We start from the raw sequence: 21,480 nt of genomic DNA, 5'->3' as shown, positions 1-21,480 counted from the left end.
CGTTGCACGGCGATCAGCAGTTCCCGTTCCGGAAACCGGGCTGTCGCCGCACGACCGAGCCGGAACACGACGGTAACTGGATGGCATCGATAGCTGACCGGGAATCAGTGCTGAGTGTGTTCGTTGACCGAGAACACGCTCTGGTTGTACCGAAATCCGGTCCGTGGTGACAATTTCGTCCCACCGTCGCGGAGCTACTATCGCGGACATCGCTCTTCAATATGTCTTTGAAGCACTCTCTGGCGTAGCATAAAACCGTTCAAACGGAGATAGACTTCCTTTCGAATAGGAATTTACAATACTAATAAAATCTATACCGGAACCAAGCGCGTCCCACCTGGGCACGTGCGAACGAGCAAACTGAAGTGAGAGACATGAACCGACGCAAGTTCATCATCGGAACCGGAGCGTTCACCGCCGCCGGTACGGCAGCTATCGGGACAGGCGCGTTCACCAGTGTCGAGGCGAAACGTACTCTGGACGTTTCTGTCGCTGACGACACAGATGCGTTACTCGCTCTCGTCCCGAAGGAGACCCCAAACAGTGAGGAATACGTCGAGGTAGATGAGACGACCGGAACACTCAGTCTCGATTTTACCGAGACGGAAGCAGGCGGACAGGGACTGAACCGGAACGCAGACACTGTCATCGACGACCTCTTCGAAATCCGAAACCAGGGCACCCAGGAGGTCGTTGTCGGCATTACGGACACCCCGGACGGGATGAGTTTCTACGCAGCCGAGGACGACATCGTCCCGTCAGGCGGCCTCTCACTGAACCAGGAATCGGTCGGTGGGGAGACCGGAGGCCTCCCTCGTGTGTCACCGGGTAAGGCACTCACTCGCGTTGGTGTGCGATTCCAGGGGCTGGAGAACGATCTCAGCAGCCTCGAATCGTTCGACGGCTCGGTGACGATCAACGCGTACGTCCAGGACTAGGGCTGGAGCATGAGCGGGCTCTCGGTCCACCGGAACGTGGCCACCATGCGAGTTAGGCTATCCGAATGGTGTGAGCAGCAGGTACGTTCCGAGGGGGGCCGAGACCGTCGCACAGAAACGTGCAGCCAATGCTTGATGATACCCAGACTGGTGTCCGGACTGAATCAGTCTACACGGCAGTTCGATTCTGCCGCTGGGCCTGGGAGGTGATCCAATGAAACGACGAACATTTCTTCTCGGAACGGGGATAACAGCGAGTACAGGCGTTGCCGTGCTCGGAACGGGAGCGTTTTCGGGCGTCGAAGCGGACCGGAACGTTGTCGTCGATGTGACCGGTGATGCGGAGGCATTTGTCCGGCTATCTCCGGTCTCCGGTCCGGCGGGAAACGGAGACTACGCGACCGAAACACAGCACGGAGAGCTACAGTTGACCATAAGCGAAAACAACGAGAGCGTGGACGGTGGCGGGCTCAACGCACAGGCGACGACAGTCATTACCGATGTGTTCACTGTTGGAAACCAGGGCACAGAGGATATCGAACTGCGGATTGATCCGGTTGTGTTTCCCGACACGGACCTCGCAATCGGAATCATTCCGCAAGACAGGGACCCGACGTCGCCAGTCTCAGTCCCCGTCGGTTCCCATCAGGTGTTCGGTATCGCTGCAACAGCGGACGGGTCTATCGATCCACCGTCGGTTTCCGAGACAGTCACTGTTCGCGCGGAGGTGTCACGATGAGCGATACCGAGTTGCTGGCTGCACTGCTGGAGGAACCACCGGAGGAGGTCTTCGAGAACGAACAGGTCAGACACGAATTCGACGAGGCACTCCAGGAGATAGCCGGGAGCGAAACTGATTCGGATCCAGACCCACCCGAGGATAGTGAGGTCACTGGACAGATAGTTGGGGACGATACAGGTGACCCGCTCCCGTGGGCGGTCGTCGAGTCAGAGACCACTGACGGAACAGCGTTCGCGTCGGCCGGCGAGGATGGGACGTTTATGATTGCTTCCCCGACCGCAGGTGGGTCCATCAGAATCGTCGCATCACAGTACGAAGAGGAGGTCGTCACAGTCGGTGCGGACACCGATGCACTGGGTGAAATCCGGCTCGAACCATTTTCTGTCCCGGAAAGTGAAATCGAGGAACGATACGACGACCTCGGTGTCGAACCGCCGGAAGAACGCGAGTATCCACCGGACGAGCAGAACACGGCCACCCTCGAATCGGACTCGGGAGATGCCCGGGTTTCGGTGACCGGGGAGGGAATCAATCCACAGCTACTCGGTGTCGAGAAAGAGCAACCGCCAGCGTTCGAGACGGACGCAATCGACACCACAGCTGCAAGCGACATCATCCACGTCTGGAACGAGCGGGATATCGAGACGGGCGAACTCGAAGTCGGCTACGACAATTCCGACGTCGCCGGCGAGGAGGAATCGTTGCGTATCCATCGGTACGACCCAGCGTACCAGACGTTCGTCGCACTCGACTCGACCGTCGATACGGATGCGGAGACTGTACGCGCAGAGTTCGAAACCAGTGGCCTGTACGCGGTTTTCGACCCCGACCAGTGGGAGGAAAAGCTGCGTTCAACGGCACCGATTCCACTCGATGCGGACGGAGAGCCACTGACGACGACACCGGAAGCGAGTCGGCTAGGCAGTTACCGGAGAGGTGAGAACTGATGCCTTGCAACGACCAGACGCCAGACGCTGTCGAGGTACCGTTTCTCAGAGATAACTTCTTTGACAACGAACTTGGTGCCTGGGACCCGAACCAGGGAGAGGTTGGACCACGCCATGGCGTGTTCGACCCCATCAACCACTACGGAGACGTCTCGGTTGCGAACCAGCAGTTACAGCTGGAGGCCCACGGCTGTTACCAGGCCGTCGCATTTCAGACGATAGGCGAGTTCACCGGCGATGTCCACGTCCGATTCGACTTCGAGCGTGTCCCGTTCGGTCAGGAGGACAACGTGCACCACACTGACGTTTACATCCTCGAAGACGGGGACGAAGCTAATCGGGATATCGTTCGCGACTCGACAACTGGGACGGGGTTCGAACCCGAGGCCACGGGAGAAGCGAGCGGGTCGGTCACAGCAGAGGCGTCGGTCGATGGTGTGGTCACCGTCGTCTTCGAGGTGAAACCCCGTCCTGTCTTTTTCAACGATGGGACTGCGTGTTCGTTCGGCGCCGGGGGCGGCACGACACTGAAAATCGACAGCGTCGAGGTCGGAACCGTCGTCGAGAATTACTCCGACACTGATGGTGATGGGCTTCCTGATTCGATCGAACTCAACGGCATCCCACTCGGGAATGGGCGGACCGTCGAAACGGACCCGCTCGACCCCGACACTGACGGCGACGGACTCGAAGACGGTGAGGAGATACTCGTCGACCAGTTTGTCACGCACCCTGACAACGATGCCCAGTACTATCTGATGAACAGTGACCCGACCCTACTGGACAGCTCCGGCTCCGGGCTGAGCGATTACACCGAGCGTGCGCTGGGTGTCGATCCCCTGGCATCGAACACCGACGGTGACGAATTCGCCGACCACGAGGATTTCGACCCGCTCGAGCCGTACGAACCCAACCGCCTCTCTGACAGTGAACGCGCCGCCGCGTTTCGGGACGGCGTCATCCGGGGTGACACCGGAGCCGACGGCGGTATCTGGGAATCACCCTACAGCGATACACCGCCGTACGTCGCGGGACATATATTGGGCGCGTCAATTCCCTACCTCGGAACAGGCGCCGACCTTCGGGACCTGGCCGCAAACATCAGGCAAGGGAACCCAATCGGAGTCGCGCTCTCCGCTGCCGGGATCGTTCCGGGTCCCGGCGACGCGTCCAGAGCGGTCAGTAAAATCCGAAATTTCCTCAGACGGAACCCGGACAAGCACAGGTGGTTGATAAAGGTCCTCGACGAGGCGGGCATCCTGGACAACCTACCCGAGCAACAGCTCAGGTCAGCGGTGAGACGCACCAAATACGGTGCGTACGTACTGGATAAAGCCTCTAACGTAGATGACGCAGTCAGATTTATAAGGGCGTTCCCCGATACGGTCGACCCCGAGGACGTGGCCCTCGAAGTGGTTGCCGCGGATAGATACTTCTATCTGATGGTCGAGAACCGGTACGCGTACATCAGGGAGCGGTACGTGACCGGGACGCGCGGTCGCGACCGGATATCGAGTTTCTTCCCGACGGGAGCGACGATACCCGCCGGCGAGTGCAGACCGTCCGTGTCACTCCCGAACCGGATGTCCGAAACGGAAGTCAGTCTACTCATCGGCGCCGCGATACAGTCCGAGTTCGAGCAGTACCGGCGTTCACGGTATCCATCGGAGCGTGCGTATCCGTACAACGTCATCTCGGAGATATCCGAGGAGATTACCTACGACCCGACAGCGGACGGATTCGACTACGGCATCACACAGATGAAAGTAGTCATCAACCCCACCAGAGGGTGGATTATCGGTGCCTATCCACAGAGCGGACCAGCGGTCAAACGGTGGAACGGCGACGAGGTCGTCACCGACCCCGACCCGCTACCCTGAAACCAGTTCAGGACTTCTCGGTCTCGTCGTCTCCCCCGGCCAGCCCCGACAAGACCAACGTTACCACCAATAGCAGGAACGCGACGCCCATGATACGCATCGAGAGAGACACTGGCCGGGCAACGAGTCCCCCGAGCCCGAGTATCTCTGCATACGACCATTCGAGACTCCCCCGCCGTTCTTCACCGAACACGTAAAGTATCAGGAAACCCACACCGAACAGACACATTTCCAGCTTGATGATGAGGTCACCGTGTTCGTCGATGAACTGAAGGACCCGAGACATATCTATCACCGTCGTTATTACCTATGTTTACACCTGGATTAATATTTATATCTTGATTTAGCGCTCGATTGAGCTACCCACGGCTAAAGCCGTGGGATTCAGCGTGGACTCCCGTTCTGGCCTCAGTTGAGGCAGGAGAATAGCCTCCGTTCACGTTCACTATCCCGCTGTTTAGGCGCACGCCCAAGGGTGCGCCTCCGTCGCCGCCAGTTTGGGTGCGACGGAGATACCGCAAACCGATGTTCTTCGCAGCGTTGTAGTCCGCGTGGTTCTCGTAGCCACAGTCGAGGCACTCGAACGCGTCGCCATCCCGGTTGTCTGGATGAGTAAACCCACAGTGCGAGCACCGCCGACTCGTGTTCTTCGGATCGACCTGCACCACCACAATACCGTATGCTTCGGCTTTGTATTCGACGTACTCGTACAGGCGGTCGAACGCCCATTTGTGTCCCCACGACGCACCAGTTCGCTCGCGGATGTCGGTCAAATCCTCGAACGCGATGACCGAACACCCGCTCTCGCGGGCTTCCGCGACGAGTTCGTTGCTGATGCGATGCAGCATCAGTTTGAACCGGCCGTCTTCTTTTCGACCGACAGATTGGATGTTCTCGTGTGCCCAGCGCGTCCCGCACTGCTGGAGGTCACCACGCCGTTTCTCGTACTCGCGCCGCCAGTGGTTGAACTCGTCACCAGTCCAGAACGTGCCCGTTGAGGTGACGGCGAGGGTGTTCACGCCGAGGTCAACCCCGAGAACCGTTCCGTTCTCGGTGGTTGCCTGTTCCGACGTGTCGGACTCCACGTCCTTCTTGCAGTGGATGTGAAGCATCCAGTCGCCGTCACTGGAGTGCAGTTCCGCACCCGTCGTCTCGTACTCGACTGAGAAGAGGTACTTGGAGTGCGGTGTGTTGCTCTCCTCGTCGGGTAAGACATACTCGGCTTCGATGCGGCCCTCTGTGGTGGCGAGACTCACGTGGTCGTCGTGGAACGTCGCAGTACGCTTGTCGTAGACGACGTGCGGACTACTGAAGTGAGGTTTCGACGCTTTCTTGCCATTTTTCCAGCTGGCAACGACGCTTTTGCAGGCTTCGGCGGCCTTGTTCCGAGCAGCTTGCACCAGTCCACCGTTGAACCCGTCCGTGGCTTCGCGCACGTCGTCGTAGGTTTCCTCGTCCAGCGTGGTCTTGCTGGTTGTGACGTACTCCCCGTCGAAAGCGTGGTCGACGACGTACTGCACTGACCATAGAAACGTGTCGACGGTGTCTTCCAGAAGTGCGGCGGCGTCGCTGTCCACGTCGAGTGCAACGGTGACAGTGCGCCGCACCTCCATATCTTATTTGTCGGTCTGATTTTTCTTAAATATCGGGGAGTCAGTATGCTACCGTCACGTGGTTTGGTTCCCAGTTGTCGGCTTCATCCCACGTTCACAAGAGCGACGCTCTTGTGCAGCCCACCAGAACGCGGAGCGTTCTGGGGACGGCTAAAGCCGTGGGTTTTCGCCTCGCACTTTCTATAATTTGAGGACGGTCCGGAATACGGCTCCGCCCGTGGCACCCGACTAGCAGCGTCGCCGGCCGGGCTATCGCCCGATAGCCACCGTCACGGCCTCGTCGTATCTGGTCTTCTCGGCCAGCAGGTCGTGCTCGCGGCCGCCGGCGATGGCACTGGCCTCGGCGATGCCCGGCCAGCCGATGAGCTCCTTCGACCGAGATGGGGTGGGGCCCTCGAACCCTTCCAGGGTCGCTTTCTCGAAGGCGACGACGCCCAGCCCCCACGCTTCGGCGGCTTCGAGCATCCCCGCCTCGTCGGCTTTGCGGGTCCCGGTCGCGACGAACTCCACATCCGAGCGGTCCAGTCCCGCCTTTTCGAGGGCCGCGTCCCAGGCGGCGTGGAACTGCTCGACGTCGGCGCCTGCCACCGAACCACAGCCCAGCACGACGCCGTCGTCGCCGTTCCGTTTGAGCACGCTGACGGTGTCGTCGACCAGGACCGCTTTCGGGCCGTCGAGGCGTTCGATTGGCCCGAGTTCGTCGTCCAGCACGGCGAGGTTGGTCGCCACCGTCGAGTCGCCGTTGACGACGTGGGCGTCCAGCGCTTTTGCCTGCTTCTCGACGCCCTGCTTGCCGGCGGCCTCGCTGGCGGTGGTCATCGCCGGCACCGCGCCCATACTGGCGAGGTCGTCGGCCACCTGGTTCGCGCCGTGGTGCCCGCCGGTGATGGGGATGGCCCACGTGAGCTCTTCGTCGACGACACAGATTGCGGGGTCGTCCCACTTGTCGTCGAGCAGGTGGGCCGTCTTCCGCATCGCGATGCCGCTTGCCATCAGCCCGATAAAGCAGTCGTACTCGCCCCAGTGCTCCTCGAAGACGTCGCCGTGGTACTCCAGAATATCGACGGACTCGTAGCGGTCGCCGATGCCGTCGACGATGTCCTCGGCGGTGTCCAGCTTTCGCTCGAAGGCGACGATCGCTATCTCTTCCGCGACTTCCCCGTCGGAGTCGGGCGCTTTGCAACTGTTCGAACCGGAATCGCTGTCGCTGTCAGTACTCATTGGAATCTCCCGGCCGGCGAACGGTCTGTACGCGACTGCCGGCCGAACGGTCGCGCGTCTGCAGCGTACTCGTCTGTAAACTCGTCTGTACTACGGTGCGGACGGCGCGCGCTGGCGCGCCCCCGTGGCGCGCCGGAACTGTGCGAGGGATGAGCGACCGCAGGGAGCGAATCGGTTGGGGAGCCGTCTGGCCCGCGGTGCTGTGCAGTGCTGTCCAGGTGGACTGAAAGGGGCCGCTGGCTCGGGGACGCCCGACGACGCAAGCACTGCAGCGAGCGAACGCAGTGAGCGAGGGAAGCGCACAGCGAGTCGCGCGAGCCGAGCCAGCGGGGGCTTTCTGGCGGTCCAGAGCGGTATCGCCGACACGTCCTTTCTGGCGGTTCCAGTGAACTCGAGAAACGACGGCACATCCGGCTAGTCGTCGGCCTCCCCGATGACTCGGAAGCATCCTCGCCCCGGTTCGCCCACCCGCCATACAGGAAGGAGCGCTCGTAGTCCTCGCCGCCCACCGCATCCCCAATTATCACCATCGCAGAGGCGCGGTAGCCCGCGTCTTCGACCTTCTCCCCGATGGTCCCGATAGTCCCCTCGATGACGTCCTCGTCGGGCCAAGACGCGTGATACACGGCAGCGACGGGCGTCTCGGGGTCGTGGCCATCGCCCAGAAGCCGCTCCATCGTCTCGCTGACCGCGTGGGTCCCGAGGTAGATACATGTCGTCACGTCGCCCATGCCGACGAACTCCGAGATGTGGTCCTCCTCCTCGGTCAGCGTCTTGCCCTGCGGGCGGGTGAACGCGACGTGGTTGGCGACCTCGTTCAGCGTCAGCTGGGTCCGCATCGTCGCACTCGCCGCGAAGGCCGACGTGACGCCCGGGACGATGTAGGTTGGCACCCCTTCGTGTTCCAGGGCGTCCATCTGTTCCAGTGCCGCGCCGTAGATGGCGGGGTCACCGCTGTGGAGGCGGACCACTGTGTCGCCAGCCTGGTAGGCGTCCCGCATCAGCGGAATGAGCTCCTCAGGTCCTTGCCGATGGAGGAGACGGTCTCGGCGTCGGCACAGTATTCCTCAAGGAGTTCGCTGTTGACCAGCGAGCCGGCGTGGACCACGAGGTCGGCCTCGGAAAGCAGTTCCCGGCCCGCGACGGTCAACAGCTTCGGGTCGCCCGGACCGGCGCCGACGAAGGGGATGCCTTCTTGCTCGTCGCCGGCGCTGTGGTCGTAGACGCGGTCGTCGCGGTCGGTCGCGACGGCGTCGATGGCGTCCTGTGGGTCGGTCTCCGACTGGTCGTCCGTCATTCGGCCACCTCGTCGCCGCTCAGTACACCTTCGGAGCGTTCCTGGCAGGCGATGCTGGCCGCTCCCCCGTCGGATATCACACCGGCACTGTCGACCCCTTCGAGGAAGGCATCGGTGGCCTGCTCGACGCGAGCGTCGGGTCGTTCGGCGTAGGCGAGGGTGTAGTAATCGCGCTCGTCGATATCGTTCGGGTCCGTCGTCACGTGGGTCTCGCCCTGCTCCATGAACAGCCGGCGGCCGTAGGTCACGTCGTAGCCCGCCTCGACGAGGCCCTCGTGGGTCGCCGGGGCGTCGGTCACTTTGAACAGAATCATCCGGTCTGGGCCGGTCGGCGAGACGCCGCCGTCGGCCTCCCGCAGGGCCAGACTCGACCCCGCGGTAATCTCGACGCCCAGCGCCGTCGCGAAGGCGGTGACCGCGCTGACGCCGGGCACCACCTCGAGGTCGACCTCGGGGTGGAACGCCGCCAGCGTGCGACGGAGGTGGCCAAAGGTCGAGTAGACGTTCGGGTCCCCCAGCGTGACGAAGGCGGCGTCGCCCTCGCGGGCCTGCGGGGCGATTTCGGCGGCGGCGGCCTTCCAGGCCTCGCGGAGCTTCTCCTCGTCGCGCGTCATCGGGAAGTCGAGGTCGCCGATACGCTCCTCTTGGACGTGTTTCGTCGCGACCGTCCGGGAGAGCCGGCCGGGCGAGTAGACCACGTCGGCGTTCTCCAGCGCGCGCTTGCCCCGCACCGTCACGAGGTCGGCCTGTCCGGGGCCGAGGCCGACGCCGTAGAGAGTCATCGGTCGCCCTCCGAGCCATCGCCGGGGGCGCCAACGCCACTACCGCTGTCGGCCGCCACCTCGTCGCTCGCACTGCCGACGAGCATGTAGACGGGGTTCTCCGAATCGAAGCTCGTCGCCCCGGCAAGCTCGTAGCCGTGACTCACCTGGAACTGGAGGACCTCCTCCAACAGGTCCCGCTCGCGGAACGCCTCGGTGGCCGCGCCGGCGACCTCCAGCCGGGAGACGTTCATCACCACGCGGTCGACGGCCGTCTCGACGGCGTGGTCGAGGACGGCCTCGTAGTTGCGGCTCCCGCCCAGGAAGAGCGCGTCAGCGTCGTCGGGCAGTCCCTCGGGCGCCTCGGCCTCTCGGAGTGTGACCTCGGCCTCGGTGTCGTTCGCGGCGAGGTTCTTTTGGGTCACCTCGAGGCGTTCGGGTTTGCGTTCGAGCGCTGTGACCTGGCCGGCGCGCCTGGCCGCGTCGATGGTGACCGCACCGGTACAGGAGCCGACCTCGACGAAGTGGTCGGTCGGGGAAAGCGCCAGCTTGCTCGCGAGGACGGCCCGAACCTCCGGCTTCGTCGGCCCGGCCTTCGCGTCGTGGGGCAACGAGACGTGTGCCATGGCGAGTACAATCTCGTGTGGCGCATAAAACAATTGTGCTTGTATTACTCCAATTATTATTGTGCTATCGGCGATTGTGCGCCGGCTGGGACCAATCTGGCCTTCGGTAACGAAAAACTACTTTACAACGTGGCCCCGAGAGACGACAATGGGACAGCGTTCGGACGGCAGCGAGGAGTTCGGCGTCCTCCGGAGCAAGCGGACCGCCACTCGATACCAGATTATGGTCGAGGTCGCGGAGCGCCAGCCGGCGGTCAGCCAGCAGGAGATAGCCGACGCCATCGGCATCACCTCACAGGCCGTCAGCGACTACCTCCAGGGGCTCTCAGAGGAAGGACACGTCACCAAGCATGGCCGCGGGCGCTACGAGGTCACCAAGGAGGGCGTCGACTGGCTCATCTCACAGACCGACTCCCTGCGGAGCTTCGTCGGTCACGTCTCCGAGGACATCATTGGCCAGGTCGACATCGAGACGGTACTCGCGACGAGCGATATCGAGGAGGGCGAGACCGTCTCCGTGACGATGCGCGAGGGCGTGTTGCGCGCCGTCGCGGGCGACGCTGGCAACGCAACCGCAGTTGCGGTGACCGACGCCGCCGCGGGGACGGACCTGGGCATCACCAACGTCGAGGGGGTCGTCGAGTACGACCTCGGCGACGTGACCGCAGTGTCGATTCCCCGAGTCCAGAACGACGGCAGCGGGGCCGTCGACGCCGACCGCATCGCACAGCTGGCGACCGACCACGACCTCATCGCCGTCGCCGGTGTGGAGGCGCTAGCCGCCGCACGGGCCGCTGACATCGAGGTCGACATCCGCTACGGGAGCGTTGCCGCCGTCGAGGAGGCCGCCACGAAGGGCCAGGACGTACTCCTGCTCGCCAGTGCCGACCAGCTCTCGACCCACACCGACGCCCTGGCCGGGGCGAACATCGGCTACGAAGTGCTCGACGCCGCCGATTAGGGCGCTCAGGTCGGTGTCACGCGGAACACGGCCGTATCTCGTGGCTCGACAGTCGCCGACAGCTCCCCGAAAGACTCCCACTGCTCGCCGGTCCAGCAGTCCAGAACCGAGTATCGCTCACCGGCCGTCGGGACCGACGTCTCGTCGACGTGCGTCCGTATCTCCGCCTGCTCCTCGCCGCGGTTCCACAGTGCCACCGCGGCGCCGTCAGCGAGGCGCTTGCTCCAGACCTCGCGGGTCGGGTCGCGCCGGTCTGGCGTCCCCTGGAGCCCGAGTGGGTCCTGGTCGATAGCGAGCAGTCGCTCGTTGGTGAGCAGGTCGAGCAGGTCCTGGGAGAGGCCGGTGAGGTCCGTGCCGACGAACAGCGGCGCGCCGAGCAGACACCAGAACGCGAAGTGGGTCCGGTTCTCGACGTCGGAGAGTGGCCGCTCGATGTCGGTCGGTTCGTGCTGTGACTGGGCCGAGTCGGGCCCGTTGCCGACCTGGAGCATATCGGGGTCGTTGTACCCCCCTGGTCCGTGGGCCGCCGCGATATCCAGCACCGCCACGCGGTCGATGATGTCGGCGATACCAAGGCCGAACTCGTCGTCGACGGTGTGCCACGTCGCGACTGCGTCGTCGGTCACCCGCCAGCAGTGCCCGCCCACGTTCCGGCCCCACTCCCAGGGGTTCGATTGCCCCCACTCACAGATGCTGTAGACGATGTCGCGGTCGACCGCCGCGAGCGCCTCGCCCATCGCCCCGTAGCGGTCCACGGCGTCGCGCCCGCAGTGGTCCCCGCAGTTGTCGTACTTCAGGAAGTCGACGCCCCAGTCGGCGAACTGTTCGGCGTGCAGTCGCTCCCGTCCAAGGGTCGCCGGGTACCCCTGGCAGGTGTGACTGCCCGCGGAGGAGTAGAGCCCGAATTGCAGCCCCCGGTCGTGGACGTAGTCGGCCAGAGCCGCCATCCCGCTAGGGAAGTCCTCTGAGTCGGCCACCAGTCGACCCGCGTCGTCGGTCTCGTCGGCCATCCAGCAGTCGTCGACGACGACGTACTCGTAGCCGGCGTCGCGCAGTCCAGTCTCGACCAGCGCGTCCGCAGCGGCGCGGATGTCGTCCTCGGTGACCGCACAGCTGTGGGCGTTCCAGGAGTTCCAGCCCATCGGCGGGGTGGCGGCGAGTGTCGCGTCGGCGTCGGTCACAGGTTGGAGTCCCCGCGGGCGAACAAAACAGTTGGCACGGCGGTCCGAACGCTACCGCGTCCGGCGACAGCTTTAGTAATACGTTGCAATAACAGTACAACTAGCTATGGCGAGTAGTACAAGTGACCCGGAGGTAGTCCGCGTCTCACAGAAGGGGCAGGCGACGATTCCGAAGCCACTACGGGAGAAGTTCGGTATCGAGAGCCCCGGAGAGGTGTTTATTTACGAGGAGGAGGGCCGAATCGTCATCGAGCCGGTCCCAGGTCTCACCGAGCTACACGGCATTCACGCAGGCGAGGGTGAACCGGGCGAGGTTCTGGCCACGGTTCGAGCCGAGAAGGAAGCCGAGAAGCGACGCGAGGCGGACCGAGCTGACGACCTGCGGCCCAGTGACAGATGAGCGACGGCTATGTCTTCGATACGGAAGCGATCATCTCCTTTCTGTACAACGAGCGCGGTCACGAGCGGGTCGGAACACTCCTCGAACAGGTGTCGGCGGGTGATGTCGAGGGGTATCTGGCCGAGACCAACGCCAGCGAAGTGTACTATCTCGTCGCTCGCTTCGAGGGAACGCCCGACGACGAACCGACGGCAGCCTCGCTCCGGACCGCCGACCGGGACCTCCGGACGCTCACGCGGAACGGACTGACACTCGCCCGGGCCGACTGGCGACACACCGGGGAGATCAAGGCCGACGGTGATATCTCCCTGGCCGACGCCGCTGCCGTCGCGCTGGCATCGGAGCGCGACGCGACGCTGCTGGTGGGGGCCGACGACGACTTCGATTCGTTACCGGTCGACCTCGATATCGAACGGTTCCGGACCGACGCCGTCTGAATACCGTGACAGAACGCCTTTGCCCTGCGCTCCCCTGGACCGACCAATGAGTCCGGACAGCTCCGAGCCGCGCTCGAAAGTCGCGCGGCTCATCGAGGCGTACGACCTGCCCCCGCTCGGCGCGGACCTGGAGGCCGCCTGGCTGGGCGAGGCTGGCGAGCGACAGAGCCTGCGCGACCTCGCCGACCGGTTCAATCGAGCACTGTTGCTGGCGGCGGTCCGGGACGCCGGCATGGACGTCGTCGACGGGGAGGCACAGAACTACTACCGGCTCCTCACCGATGAGTCGGTGAGCGCCGGGCGTCGAGTCGAGGCCGAGAATCGGCTCGAAGCCGCGGGTGTGGACGTCGATACGTTGCGGGAGGACTTCGTCAGCTACCAGTCGATACGGCACTACCTGACCGAAGTTCGCGGCGCGAGCTACGAACGCGACGAGCAGTCCGCTGGGGTCGAGCGCGAACGCTCCGTCATCGACCGGCTCCAGAGCCGGGTCGAGCGGGTGGTCCAGGACACTGTCGACCGACTGCGGGCGGCCGGTCGGCTCTCGGTGGGCGAGTACCGCGTCCTCGTCAGCGTCGACGTGCTCTGTGAGGACTGTGGCGCCCAGTACACCGTCGGGGAGTTGCTGGACCGCGGTCACTGCGACTGCGATTCGCCCTGACCGATGTTCCGGACCCGCTCGTAGCGGTCCGGCAGGGCCGCGGCGTCCTCCGGCAGCAGGGCGACGACCAGATACGGTACCTCAGCGGCGAAGTACTCGACCAGCGCGGCGATTCGCTCGGCGTCGATGGCCTCAAGCGAGTCGAGCAGCATGAACGGCACCTGCTCGGCCACGTCGTGGACGAGATAGCCGGCCAGCGCGAACACGAGCCCGGTGACGGCCCGCTCGGACTCCGAGAGGTGCGCAACCGTGTCCTCGTAGACGGTCCCGCCGTCGGAGCTGCGGACCACGTGGAGTTCGAACTCCGAGCCCTCGATGACCGACTCGGCGTCGACAGTGGCCACGGAGTCTGCGGGGCCGTCGAGCCGTTCGAGCCAGATGCGTTCGACGTTCTCGTACTCTAAGATGTCGAGCAGGTCGGCCATCCGCTCGTTGAACGCCGTCGTCGCCTTCGTCTCCAGCGTGTCGATGCGGGTTCGCAGGTCGATGAGCTCGTCGACCACTGACTCACGGCGGGCCACGAGGGCCTCGTCCCGTCGTATCTCCGCCTCTGCCGTCGCTATCTCCGCTTCTATCTCTTCGAGCGTCGACTCCAGAGATTCGAGTTCGAACTCCAGCTCGTTGGCCTCGCTGTGGAGGTCGAGCACCTCGTCGACCTCGGCCGAGCGCAGCTCCGTCACCTCGGCTTCGAGTTCGCCGACCCTGGCCGAGAGGTTATCCCGACGCTCGCGCAGGTCCGACAGCGTCTCCTGGCGGCGCGCAATCTCCGTGTCCACCTCCTCGATGGTGTCAGTGAGCTGGTCGCGACGGTCCACCGTCTCCCTAATGCGGGTGACCCCGTCGGACAGGTCCTCGATTTCTGCCTCCAGATCGTCTATCTCCGCGAAGGTCTCCGCTCGGTGCTCGCGGAGACTGTCGAGCGTGCGCTCGAAGCGTGACGGCTTGACAGTCGAACCACAGGTCCAGCACGTCGTCTTCGAGCCCCGATAGAGCTGGTCGGTGATGTCCCCGACACTCTCTGGGGTCCGCCCGAGTGCCTCCGTGATACGGTCGTGCTCGCCGTCGACGAACTCCTCGTTGAACCCGATGATGGTCTGGAGCCGTGAGGTGTACGTCGATAGCTCGCGCTTGCGCTCGCGGCGGGCCGAGAGGCGGTCCTCTAGCTCTGACAGCCGGTCGGCCGGCGCGTCGGGGAGGCCGGCCAGTTCGGCGGCGAGCCGGCCGCGTTCGTCCCGTAGCGCTGAGAGGCTCTCCTGTTCGGTCGTGATGTCGGCCCTGACACGACGCAGCTCCTCCCGGGTCACCCGGAGTTCGTCGAGCCTGGTCTCCAGTGCCTCCGTGTTGGACTGGGTCAGGTCGACCGTGAGGTCCCGCTCGTCGAGACGGTCCTCGACCGCGGCCAGTTCCTCCCGGACCTCGGCTATCTCCGCCGTCGTGGCCTCGCGGCGCTGTTCCAGCTCGGGGAGACGCTGTTTGAGGTCGGCGATGTCGTCGAGTTCGTCGTCGATGTCGGCCTTGCGCTGCTCGGCCTGGTGGATCTCACGTCGCAGCTCCGACATGTCCACCGGCCGCATGATGATGTCCCTGAGGTCCGCCCCCCGGACGACCGCCTGGCGCGCCTCGTTGTCCTCTAGCAGGAACGCAAAGAGATTGGCGAGCGTCGGGTCCGCGAGCAGTCCGTCGCCGGAGCTGACGATGCCGTCCTCGGCCCGCGTGAGCTGGCGTTCGTACGTTTGCTCGCCCAGCGTGAGCGAGACCGCCCCCTGCTTTGCGTCCCCTTTCACCGCGGTCCAGTCGCTGCCGAGCGCGGCCATCATCGCCTTCAGGAACGAGGTCCGGTTGGTCGCGTTCCGGCCGGCCAGAACCGTAACGCCCGGCGACAGCGCCACTGTTGCCGAGTCGATGCCACCGATGTTCTCGACCCTGACGGTCGCGTCCGCATCGGCCGTCGTCGCCGGGTGCATAGCTCTACCTCTGACGGTCGCAATCTTAAACGCTGGGACGCGCGCGGCGACGGTGGTGCCGTAATTAGTTGATTACAGGAGGACATAATAACAAGCATATGCTTGTTAGGTCAGCCGCGCCCCACCCCTCATTCCATACAGAACCAGTCACTCAATTCCCTATAAGCATCAATACCAATCGTTGTCGTGCAAAAACGCTAACTTTTATGGTAGATAGTGGACGTAGCCGCAGGTGTCGCAATGTCAGAGAGCCCCAAATTCGAACGACTGCTCCGGTCGCACGTGACCTCCGTCAAGGAGGACCTGATGACCGGCGTGTCGTTCATGATTCCGTTCGTCACAATCGGTGGTATCTTCCTCGCCCTCGCGTACGCGGTGGGGGATACCCAGGCAGTCTTCGATAACACCGGCTCCCCCGGCTGGTTCCTCGCGCAGGTCGGCACTGCCGGCCTCACCATCATGGTCCCGATTCTCGGGGGGTATATCGCCTACGCCATCGCGGACCGCCCGGGACTTGCGCCCGGGTTCCTCCTGTCGTTCATCATCCAGGATGGGGTCGTCGTCTCCGAGGCCGCCTCCGTCATCGGCGTCGCGGGCGGCGAGGCCGGCGCCGGCTACCTGGGCGCCATCGTCGCCGGCCTGCTGGCGGGCTACGTCGCCCGCTGGTTCAAGGGACTGGACGTCCCGGAGTTTCTGGCCCCGATGATGCCCGTGCTCATCATCCCCGTGGCGACAATGGCGGTCCTCACGCCTATCATGCTGTTCGTGCTGGGCGTGCCGGTCGCGCTCGCTAACGCGAGTCTGACCGGGTTCCTGGAAGGGATGCAGGGCGGGCAGGCGATGTTCGTCGGGCTCATCCTCGGCGGGATGATGGCCTTCGACATGGGCGGCCCCGTGAACAAGGTCGCCTACGTCTTCTCGACGGGGCTCATCACCGAGGGCATCTACGCGCCGATGGCGGCCGTGATGATCGGCGGGATGGTCCCCCCCATCGGGCTGGCCATCTCGAATTTCATCTCTCCGCACAAGTACGCGGCCGAGATGTACGAGAACGCAAAGAGCGGGGTCGTGCTGGGCCTCTCGTTCATCACGGAGGGGCGATTCCCTACGCCGCGGCCGACCCCCTGCGTGTCATCCCGGCCGTGATGGCTGGCTCCGCCGCCGGCGGCGCGGCGTCGATGGCGCTGAACGTGACGATGCCCGCGCCCCACGGCGGTATCTTCGTCATTCCGCTGTCGAACAAGCCGTTCATGTTCCTGGCCTGTATCGTGCTGGGCTCGTTCGTCACGGCGGCCGTCGCGCTCCTCCTCAAGCCCGACTTCGAGGACCGCATTGAGGCCGGTACCGAGTCCGGCACAGGCACTGCACAGCCGAGCGACGACTAACACCAATGACAGACCAGATTACAGACGACATCGACGAACTGATTCCGGCGAGTCACATCTCGCTGTCCGAACCGCCCGCGGGGAAGGAGGCGACTATCGAGTATCTGCTCGACCTCGTCGTCGAGTCGGGACGCGTCGAGGACCGCCAGACGGCACTCGACGCGCTGCTCGCCCGCGAGGAGGAGACGACCACCGGCGTGGGAATGGGTATCGGCATCCCCCACGCCAAGACCGAGGCCGTGAACCGCCCTTCGCTGGCCTTTGCCCGCTCGGAGACGGGCGTCGACTTCGGGTCGATGGACGACGAGCCGGCGACGCTCATCTTCCTGATACTCGTCCCCGAGGAGGGCGGCGAGGACCACCTGCAGATACTGAGTTCGCTGTCGCGGGCCCTGATGCACGACGACGTGCGTGGACGCCTGCACGCGGCCGAGGACGAGAGCGAGGTCCAGGCGACACTCCGGGAGGCGATTGCATGAGCGAAGAACGTATCGTCGAAATCGTCCCGGAAGCGGGGCTGCACGCCCGCCCCGCGGCGCTGTTCGTCGAGGCCGTCAACGACCACGAGGCCGACGTGGAGGTCGGCCCGCCCGAGGGCGACCTCGTGCCGGCCCAGTCGATGATTGCCGTCACCAGCCTCGGCGTGGGCCAGGGCGAGGAACTCCGCCTCGTCGCCGACGGAGCCGACGCCGAGGCGGTGCTTTCCGAACTGGAGCGAATACTGACGACCCCCGAGGACGAACTGAGGCATAGCCATGGCATCCCGCACACTCACCGGCACCGGCGCGACGCCCCGCTCGGGTCTCGGCACCGTCGTCTGGTACGACCCCGAAATCACGCTCCCCGACGCGGACGAGCCGGTCGACGTCGCCGCCGAGCGCGACCGCTTTGCCGACGCCGTCGAGACCGCCCGGGCCGAACTGGAGAGCGAGCGCAACGCTACCGCCGAGCGCGTCGGCGAGGACGAGGCCGCCATCTTCGACGCCCACATCCAGTTCCTGGAGGACCCGACCATCGAGGAGGCCGTGACAGCGAGCATCGAGGAGGGGCCCAGCGGCCACCGCCGTCGACGACACCTTCGCCGAGCACATCGAACAGTTCGAGGGGATGGAGGGTCGGATGGCCGAGCGCGCCGACGACCTCCGAGACGTGCGGGACCGCCTGCTGCGACTGCTGACCGGCGGCGACCGGGTTAACCTGGCCGACCTGCCCGAGGACAGTGTCGTCCTGGCCGAGCGGCTCACCCCGAGCGACACGGCTCAACTCGACCCCGAGACGGTGGCGGGCTTCGCCACTATAACGGGAGGCCGGACCTCACACGCCGCCATCTTCGCGCGGTCGCTGGCGCTGCCGGCGGTCGTCGGCCTCGGCGAAGGGCTGACCGACGTGGCCGAAGGCACCGAGGTCGTCGTCGACGGTGACGCCGGCGAGTTACTCGTCGAACCCGACGACGCCGAACGCGAGGCCGCGCGGGCCGAGGAGGGCGCAGACGTCATCCCGGAGTCGGTCGCGACGAGCGACGGTCGCGAGATAGAGGTCGCCGCCAACGTCGGCCGCCCGGAAGAGCTGGAGCCGGCGGCGGCCGGGGCGCCGACGGCGTCGGGCTCTACCGCACCGAGTTCCTCTTCCTCGACCGCCAGTCCCCGCCCGAGGAGGACGAGCAGTACGAGACCGTTCGGGACGCGCTCGACACCTTCCCCGACGGCCGCGTAGTCGTCAGGACACTGGACATCGGCGGGGACAAGCAGATTCCGTATCTCGACCTCCCCGAGGAGGAGAACCCGTTCCTCGGCGAGCGGGGCATCCGGCGCTCGCTGGACCCCGACGCCGAGCTGTTCCGCACGCAGCTGCGGGCGCTACTCCGGGCGGCCGCCGATGGCGCCGGAGAGCTGAACGTGATGTTCCCCCTCGTGGCGACCGTCGAGGAGCTCGAGGCCGCCATCGGGGCAGTCGACGACGCCGCCGCCGACCTCGCGGACCGCGGCGTCGACTACAAGCGCCCGTCGCTTGGCGTGATGGTCGAGACACCGAGCGCCGTCTTCATGGCCGACGAGTTCGCCAGGCGGGTCGACTTCCTCTCTATCGGGACGAACGACCTCACGCAGTACGTGATGGCGGCCGACCGCGAGAACGAGCGCGTCGGTGACCTCCACGACCCGACGCATCCGGGCGTGGTCCGGGCCATCGGCCACACAGTCGAGCAGGCCCACGCGAACGACGCCTGGGTCGGGATGTGCGGCGAGATGGCCGGCAACCCCGACGTCACCGAACTCCTGGTCGGGCTCGGACTGGACGAACTCAGCATGAGCGCCGTCACCGTCCCCGACGTGAAAGTCGCCGTCGGCGAGACCGAGTACAGCGCCGCACGAGAGCGTGCCGACAGCGCTCGTCGTGTCGCAACACGCAGCGAACTACACGAGACAATACAATGAAATTCGTCGCAGTCACCGCCTGTCCGACCGGTATCGCACACAGTCAGATGGGCGCCGAGAACTTAGAACAGGAAGCCAAGAGACGCGGCCACGACATCGAAGTCGAGATTCAGGGCGCGATGGGCGCCGAGAACGAGCTCTCGGCCGAGGACATCGAAACCGCCGACGCCGCTATCATCGCCGCTGACACCTCGGTGAATCGTGACCGCTTCGAGGACCTCCCGCTGGTCACAGGGACGATCAAGGCCGCCGTCAACGACGTCGAGGGCCTCATGGACGAGGCCGAGGCGGCCGCCGAGGGCGACCCCGACACCGAACGCGAGGTCGCCATCGACGAGGCCGACGACGCCGACCACGACAGCGGCTCGCCGGACGTGCGACGCGGCGGCGACCGCTCGAAGAGTCTCGTCGCCCGCCTCAAGCGCCTGCTGAGCTGACTCCGTCGCCGACAGTCGCCCGACGACTCGTCGTCGACGCGCCGACCCGCGGCCACGCACCGACACCCGACCGCAGAACGCACGCAGACACCCAACAGACACATATGTACGATTTCACCGACTCACCGCTCGTCCGCAACGACAAGACACTGGTACTCGCTCACGACCACGGCCTGGAACACGGCCCGAAACAGTTCAGCGGCGTCGAGGAACGCCTCGACCCCAGAGAGGTGTTCGAGATGGCCACCCACGACGCCGTCACGGCGCTTGCTGTGGGGAAGGGACTGGCCGAGACCTACTACCCCAGCTACGAGGACGACGTGAACCTGCTGGCCAAACTCAACGGTAGCTCCGACCTCTGGATGGGCGACCCCTACTCGCCGAAGAACTGGACCGTCGACTACGCCGCCGAACTGGGTGCCGACGCCATCGGCTACACCATCTACCCCGGCGTCAACGAGGAGCCACGGATGTTCGAGGACTTCCGCCCGGTCCAGGAGGCCGCCCGCGACCACGACCTCCCCATCGCCATGTGGGCGTACCCGCGCGGGCAGGCCGTCAAGTCACATCGTAGCGAGGACATCATCGCCTACGCCGCACGGCTCGGGCTGGAACTGGGCGCGGACTTCACGAAGGTGAAGTACCCCCGCAGCAAGGACGCGATGGCCCACGCCGTCCGGTCCGCAGCGGACAACCGCGTCCTGCTGTCCGGCGGGTCGAAGACCTCCGACCGCGACTTCCTCGAACTCGTCTCTGACTGCATGGACGTCGGCGTCTCCGGGCTGGCCGTCGGCCGCAACGTCTGGCAGCGCGAGGACCCCGGCACATCCTCGATAAGCTCGAATCGGTCGTCTTCGAGGAGGCCACGGCCGACGACGTGCTGGAGGGGTAATCGATGGACGTTACACAGACCGAACGGCGGGTTCGACCGGTCGTCGCGGGCGAACGCCGCGACGGGAGCGGGTCGACCGATGTCGTCGACCGGACCACCGACGAGGTGTTCGCGACCGTCGCCACCGGCGACGCGACGACGCTGGCCAGCGCGGTGGCCGCCGCGAGCGGGGCGGTCCCGACGGACCTTGAGACGGCCGTCATCCAGCGCGCGAACTGGTCTGGGGCCATCGCGAGTGGAATCAGGGACCGGAGCGACGAACTCGCGGACGCGCTCGTCCGCGAGGCCGGTGTCCCGATAACCAGCGCCCGCGACGAAGCGGCGACGGCCGCGAGGCAGTTCGACCGCGTCGCCGACGTGCTCCGTTCGCTCACCGGGGCCTACCGCACCTGGACGACGGCCAGGGGGCCGGGGACAACTCCTCGTCGCCGCGGTCCCGCTCGGAGTCGTGCAGTGTCGTCCGTCCGTTCGAGCCCCGCTGGCGACAGCGGCTCTGCAGCTCGCGCCCGCCCTCGGCGCCGGCAACGGCGTCGTGGTGACGGCCCCGGCAGCGACGCCGGTCGCCGTGTCGATACTGACCGAACTCGTCCGCGAACACGTCCCCGGGGAGCGGTCGGGTTCGTCCCACTCGTGGCCGAGGCCGACGGGCACGCACGTACCGTTAGCCGGGGGCCGACGCCGTACCGACGCCGGGGCTTCGGCGGG

General features: G+C 65.1%; 17 protein-coding genes and 7 pseudogenes. 16 read left to right on the top strand and 8 right to left on the bottom strand.

What is annotated here, in order from left to right:
• Positions 1-374 precede the first annotated feature (374 nt).
• From P1K32_RS16395 to P1K32_RS16380, 4 genes are all read left to right on the top strand, one after another.
• Positions 375-938, top strand: coding sequence for a hypothetical protein (locus tag P1K32_RS16395; protein WP_276252320.1), 564 nt, complete (start codon positions 375-377; stop codon positions 936-938).
• Positions 939-1,152: 214 nt separating this feature from the next.
• The gene (locus P1K32_RS16390; protein ID WP_276252319.1) at positions 1,153-1,677 is read left to right on the top strand and encodes a hypothetical protein; all 525 of its coding nucleotides are present in this window, start codon (positions 1,153-1,155) and stop codon (positions 1,675-1,677) included.
• Positions 1,674-2,627, top strand: coding sequence for a peptidase associated/transthyretin-like domain-containing protein (locus tag P1K32_RS16385; RefSeq protein WP_276252318.1), 954 nt, complete (start codon positions 1,674-1,676; stop codon positions 2,625-2,627). Before P1K32_RS16390 ends, P1K32_RS16385 begins: the two co-directional genes overlap by 4 nt.
• On the top strand, positions 2,627-4,507 hold the full coding sequence (locus P1K32_RS16380) for a hypothetical protein (protein ID WP_276252335.1): 1,881 nt from the start codon (positions 2,627-2,629) through the stop codon (positions 4,505-4,507). Before P1K32_RS16385 ends, P1K32_RS16380 begins: the two co-directional genes overlap by 1 nt.
• A gap of 7 nt (positions 4,508-4,514) precedes the next feature.
• Here the strand turns inward: P1K32_RS16380 and P1K32_RS16375 are convergent, their stop codons facing one another.
• From P1K32_RS16375 to cbiT, 6 genes and pseudogenes are all read right to left on the bottom strand, one after another.
• Positions 4,515-4,802 (bottom strand): hypothetical protein, encoded by a 288-nt coding sequence (locus P1K32_RS16375; protein WP_276252334.1) that lies wholly within the window; start codon positions 4,800-4,802, stop codon positions 4,515-4,517.
• Positions 4,803-4,866: 64 nt separating this feature from the next.
• A complete protein-coding gene (locus P1K32_RS16370; protein ID WP_276252315.1) occupies positions 4,867-6,120 on the bottom strand; it encodes an RNA-guided endonuclease InsQ/TnpB family protein in 1,254 nt (417 codons plus the stop codon).
• A 249-nt stretch (positions 6,121-6,369) separates the two neighbouring features.
• Positions 6,370-7,341 carry a cobalt-precorrin 5A hydrolase gene (gene cbiG / locus P1K32_RS16365; protein WP_276252314.1) on the bottom strand — a complete coding sequence of 324 codons (972 nt, stop codon included), beginning with the start codon at positions 7,339-7,341 and terminating at the stop codon, positions 6,370-6,372.
• 443 nt (positions 7,342-7,784) lie between these two features.
• Positions 7,785-8,638: pseudogene (locus P1K32_RS16360) on the bottom strand (cobalt-precorrin-4/precorrin-4 C(11)-methyltransferase); the annotation flags it as partial.
• Positions 8,635-9,420: a cobalt-factor II C(20)-methyltransferase gene (locus tag P1K32_RS16355; RefSeq protein ID WP_276252312.1), complete on the bottom strand. Its 786-nt coding sequence runs from the start codon at positions 9,418-9,420 to the stop codon at positions 8,635-8,637. The pseudogene P1K32_RS16360 and the gene P1K32_RS16355, both read right to left, overlap by 4 nt.
• Complete coding sequence (gene cbiT, locus P1K32_RS16350) at positions 9,417-10,025, bottom strand: precorrin-6Y C5,15-methyltransferase (decarboxylating) subunit CbiT (RefSeq protein ID WP_276252311.1); 609 nt, start codon at positions 10,023-10,025, stop codon at positions 9,417-9,419. The genes P1K32_RS16355 and cbiT overlap by 4 nt, the downstream gene beginning before the upstream one ends.
• Positions 10,026-10,173: 148 nt before the next feature.
• On the opposite strand from cbiT, the gene P1K32_RS16345 reads away from it, so the two are divergent.
• Complete coding sequence (locus P1K32_RS16345; protein ID WP_276252310.1) at positions 10,174-10,986, top strand: DUF7839 domain-containing protein; 813 nt, start codon at positions 10,174-10,176, stop codon at positions 10,984-10,986.
• A 5-nt stretch (positions 10,987-10,991) separates the two neighbouring features.
• Here P1K32_RS16345 and P1K32_RS16340 read toward each other — a convergent pair whose 3' ends face one another.
• Positions 10,992-12,167 carry a glycoside hydrolase family 27 protein gene (locus P1K32_RS16340; RefSeq protein ID WP_276252309.1) on the bottom strand — a complete coding sequence of 392 codons (1,176 nt, stop codon included), beginning with the start codon at positions 12,165-12,167 and terminating at the stop codon, positions 10,992-10,994.
• Positions 12,168-12,273: 106 nt separating this feature from the next.
• Between P1K32_RS16340 and P1K32_RS16335 the strand changes: the two genes are divergently transcribed.
• From P1K32_RS16335 to rdfA, 3 genes are read left to right on the top strand one after another with little or no spacing between them, the layout of a single operon-like run.
• The gene (locus tag P1K32_RS16335; RefSeq protein ID WP_276252308.1) at positions 12,274-12,567 is read left to right on the top strand and encodes an AbrB/MazE/SpoVT family DNA-binding domain-containing protein; all 294 of its coding nucleotides are present in this window, start codon (positions 12,274-12,276) and stop codon (positions 12,565-12,567) included.
• Positions 12,564-13,004, top strand: a complete 441-nt coding sequence (locus P1K32_RS16330; protein WP_276252307.1) for a PIN domain-containing protein — start codon at positions 12,564-12,566, stop codon at positions 13,002-13,004. Before P1K32_RS16335 ends, P1K32_RS16330 begins: the two co-directional genes overlap by 4 nt.
• A 46-nt stretch (positions 13,005-13,050) precedes the next feature.
• A complete protein-coding gene (gene rdfA, locus P1K32_RS16325) occupies positions 13,051-13,665 on the top strand; it encodes a rod-determining factor RdfA (RefSeq protein ID WP_276252306.1) in 615 nt (204 codons plus the stop codon).
• On the opposite strand, the gene P1K32_RS16320 is transcribed toward rdfA, so the two are convergent.
• Positions 13,641-15,629, bottom strand: coding sequence for an archaea-specific SMC-related protein (locus P1K32_RS16320; RefSeq protein WP_276252305.1), 1,989 nt, complete (start codon positions 15,627-15,629; stop codon positions 13,641-13,643). The genes rdfA and P1K32_RS16320 overlap by 25 nt on opposite strands.
• A 240-nt stretch (positions 15,630-15,869) precedes the next feature.
• On the opposite strand from P1K32_RS16320, the pseudogene P1K32_RS16315 reads away from it, so the two are divergent.
• The 8 genes and pseudogenes from P1K32_RS16315 to P1K32_RS17845 form a co-directional block, all read left to right on the top strand.
• A pseudogene (locus P1K32_RS16315) lies at positions 15,870-17,014 on the top strand (PTS fructose transporter subunit IIC).
• A 5-nt stretch (positions 17,015-17,019) separates the two neighbouring features.
• The gene (locus P1K32_RS16310) at positions 17,020-17,493 is read left to right on the top strand and encodes a PTS sugar transporter subunit IIA (RefSeq protein WP_276252303.1); all 474 of its coding nucleotides are present in this window, start codon (positions 17,020-17,022) and stop codon (positions 17,491-17,493) included.
• Positions 17,490-17,774: pseudogene (locus P1K32_RS16305) on the top strand (HPr family phosphocarrier protein); the annotation flags it as partial. The gene P1K32_RS16310 and the pseudogene P1K32_RS16305, both read left to right, overlap by 4 nt.
• Positions 17,770-19,446: pseudogene (ptsP, locus tag P1K32_RS16300) on the top strand (phosphoenolpyruvate--protein phosphotransferase). The pseudogenes P1K32_RS16305 and ptsP, both read left to right, overlap by 5 nt.
• Positions 19,443-19,883, top strand: coding sequence for a PTS fructose transporter subunit IIB (locus P1K32_RS16295; RefSeq protein ID WP_276252301.1), 441 nt, complete (start codon positions 19,443-19,445; stop codon positions 19,881-19,883). Before ptsP ends, P1K32_RS16295 begins: the two are co-directional and overlap by 4 nt.
• A gap of 104 nt (positions 19,884-19,987) precedes the next feature.
• Positions 19,988-20,775 (top strand): annotated as a pseudogene (locus P1K32_RS16290) (class I fructose-bisphosphate aldolase).
• Between the two features lie 3 nt (positions 20,776-20,778).
• A pseudogene (locus tag P1K32_RS17850) lies at positions 20,779-21,099 on the top strand (aldehyde dehydrogenase family protein); the annotation flags it as partial.
• Between the two features lie 106 nt (positions 21,100-21,205).
• Positions 21,206-21,367 (top strand): annotated as a pseudogene (locus tag P1K32_RS17845) (aldehyde dehydrogenase family protein); the annotation flags it as partial.
• Between the last annotated feature and the right edge of the window lie 113 nt (positions 21,368-21,480).

Source organism: Haloarcula rara (assembly GCF_029338235.1).
GTDB classification, from domain to species: Archaea; Halobacteriota; Halobacteria; order Halobacteriales; family Haloarculaceae; genus Haloarcula; species Haloarcula rara.
The sequence above is the reverse complement of the archived record's forward strand: the minus strand, read 5'-3'. Positions and strand labels throughout refer to the sequence as shown.

Excerpts from the sequence above, each read along its gene's own strand:
- P1K32_RS16385 (WP_276252318.1), top strand. The coding sequence starts at position 1,674 with ATGAGCGATACCGAGTTGCTGGCTGCACTGCTGGAGGAACCACCGGAG.
- P1K32_RS16345 (WP_276252310.1), top strand. The coding sequence starts at position 10,174 with ATGGGACAGCGTTCGGACGGCAGCGAGGAGTTCGGCGTCCTCCGGAGC.
- P1K32_RS16310 (WP_276252303.1), top strand. The coding sequence starts at position 17,020 with ATGACAGACCAGATTACAGACGACATCGACGAACTGATTCCGGCGAGT.
- P1K32_RS16330 (WP_276252307.1), top strand. The coding sequence starts at position 12,564 with ATGAGCGACGGCTATGTCTTCGATACGGAAGCGATCATCTCCTTTCTG.
- P1K32_RS16395 (WP_276252320.1), top strand. The coding sequence starts at position 375 with ATGAACCGACGCAAGTTCATCATCGGAACCGGAGCGTTCACCGCCGCC.
- P1K32_RS16295 (WP_276252301.1), top strand. The coding sequence starts at position 19,443 with ATGAAATTCGTCGCAGTCACCGCCTGTCCGACCGGTATCGCACACAGT.
- rdfA (WP_276252306.1), top strand. The coding sequence starts at position 13,051 with ATGAGTCCGGACAGCTCCGAGCCGCGCTCGAAAGTCGCGCGGCTCATC.
- P1K32_RS16370 (WP_276252315.1), bottom strand. The coding sequence starts at position 6,120 with ATGGAGGTGCGGCGCACTGTCACCGTTGCACTCGACGTGGACAGCGAC.
- P1K32_RS16355 (WP_276252312.1), bottom strand. The coding sequence starts at position 9,420 with ATGACTCTCTACGGCGTCGGCCTCGGCCCCGGACAGGCCGACCTCGTG.
- P1K32_RS16390 (WP_276252319.1), top strand. The coding sequence starts at position 1,153 with ATGAAACGACGAACATTTCTTCTCGGAACGGGGATAACAGCGAGTACA.
- cbiT (WP_276252311.1), bottom strand. The coding sequence starts at position 10,025 with ATGGCACACGTCTCGTTGCCCCACGACGCGAAGGCCGGGCCGACGAAG.
- P1K32_RS16320 (WP_276252305.1), bottom strand. The coding sequence starts at position 15,629 with ATGCACCCGGCGACGACGGCCGATGCGGACGCGACCGTCAGGGTCGAG.
- cbiG (WP_276252314.1), bottom strand. The coding sequence starts at position 7,341 with ATGAGTACTGACAGCGACAGCGATTCCGGTTCGAACAGTTGCAAAGCG.
- P1K32_RS16380 (WP_276252335.1), top strand. The coding sequence starts at position 2,627 with ATGCCTTGCAACGACCAGACGCCAGACGCTGTCGAGGTACCGTTTCTC.
- P1K32_RS16335 (WP_276252308.1), top strand. The coding sequence starts at position 12,274 with ATGGCGAGTAGTACAAGTGACCCGGAGGTAGTCCGCGTCTCACAGAAG.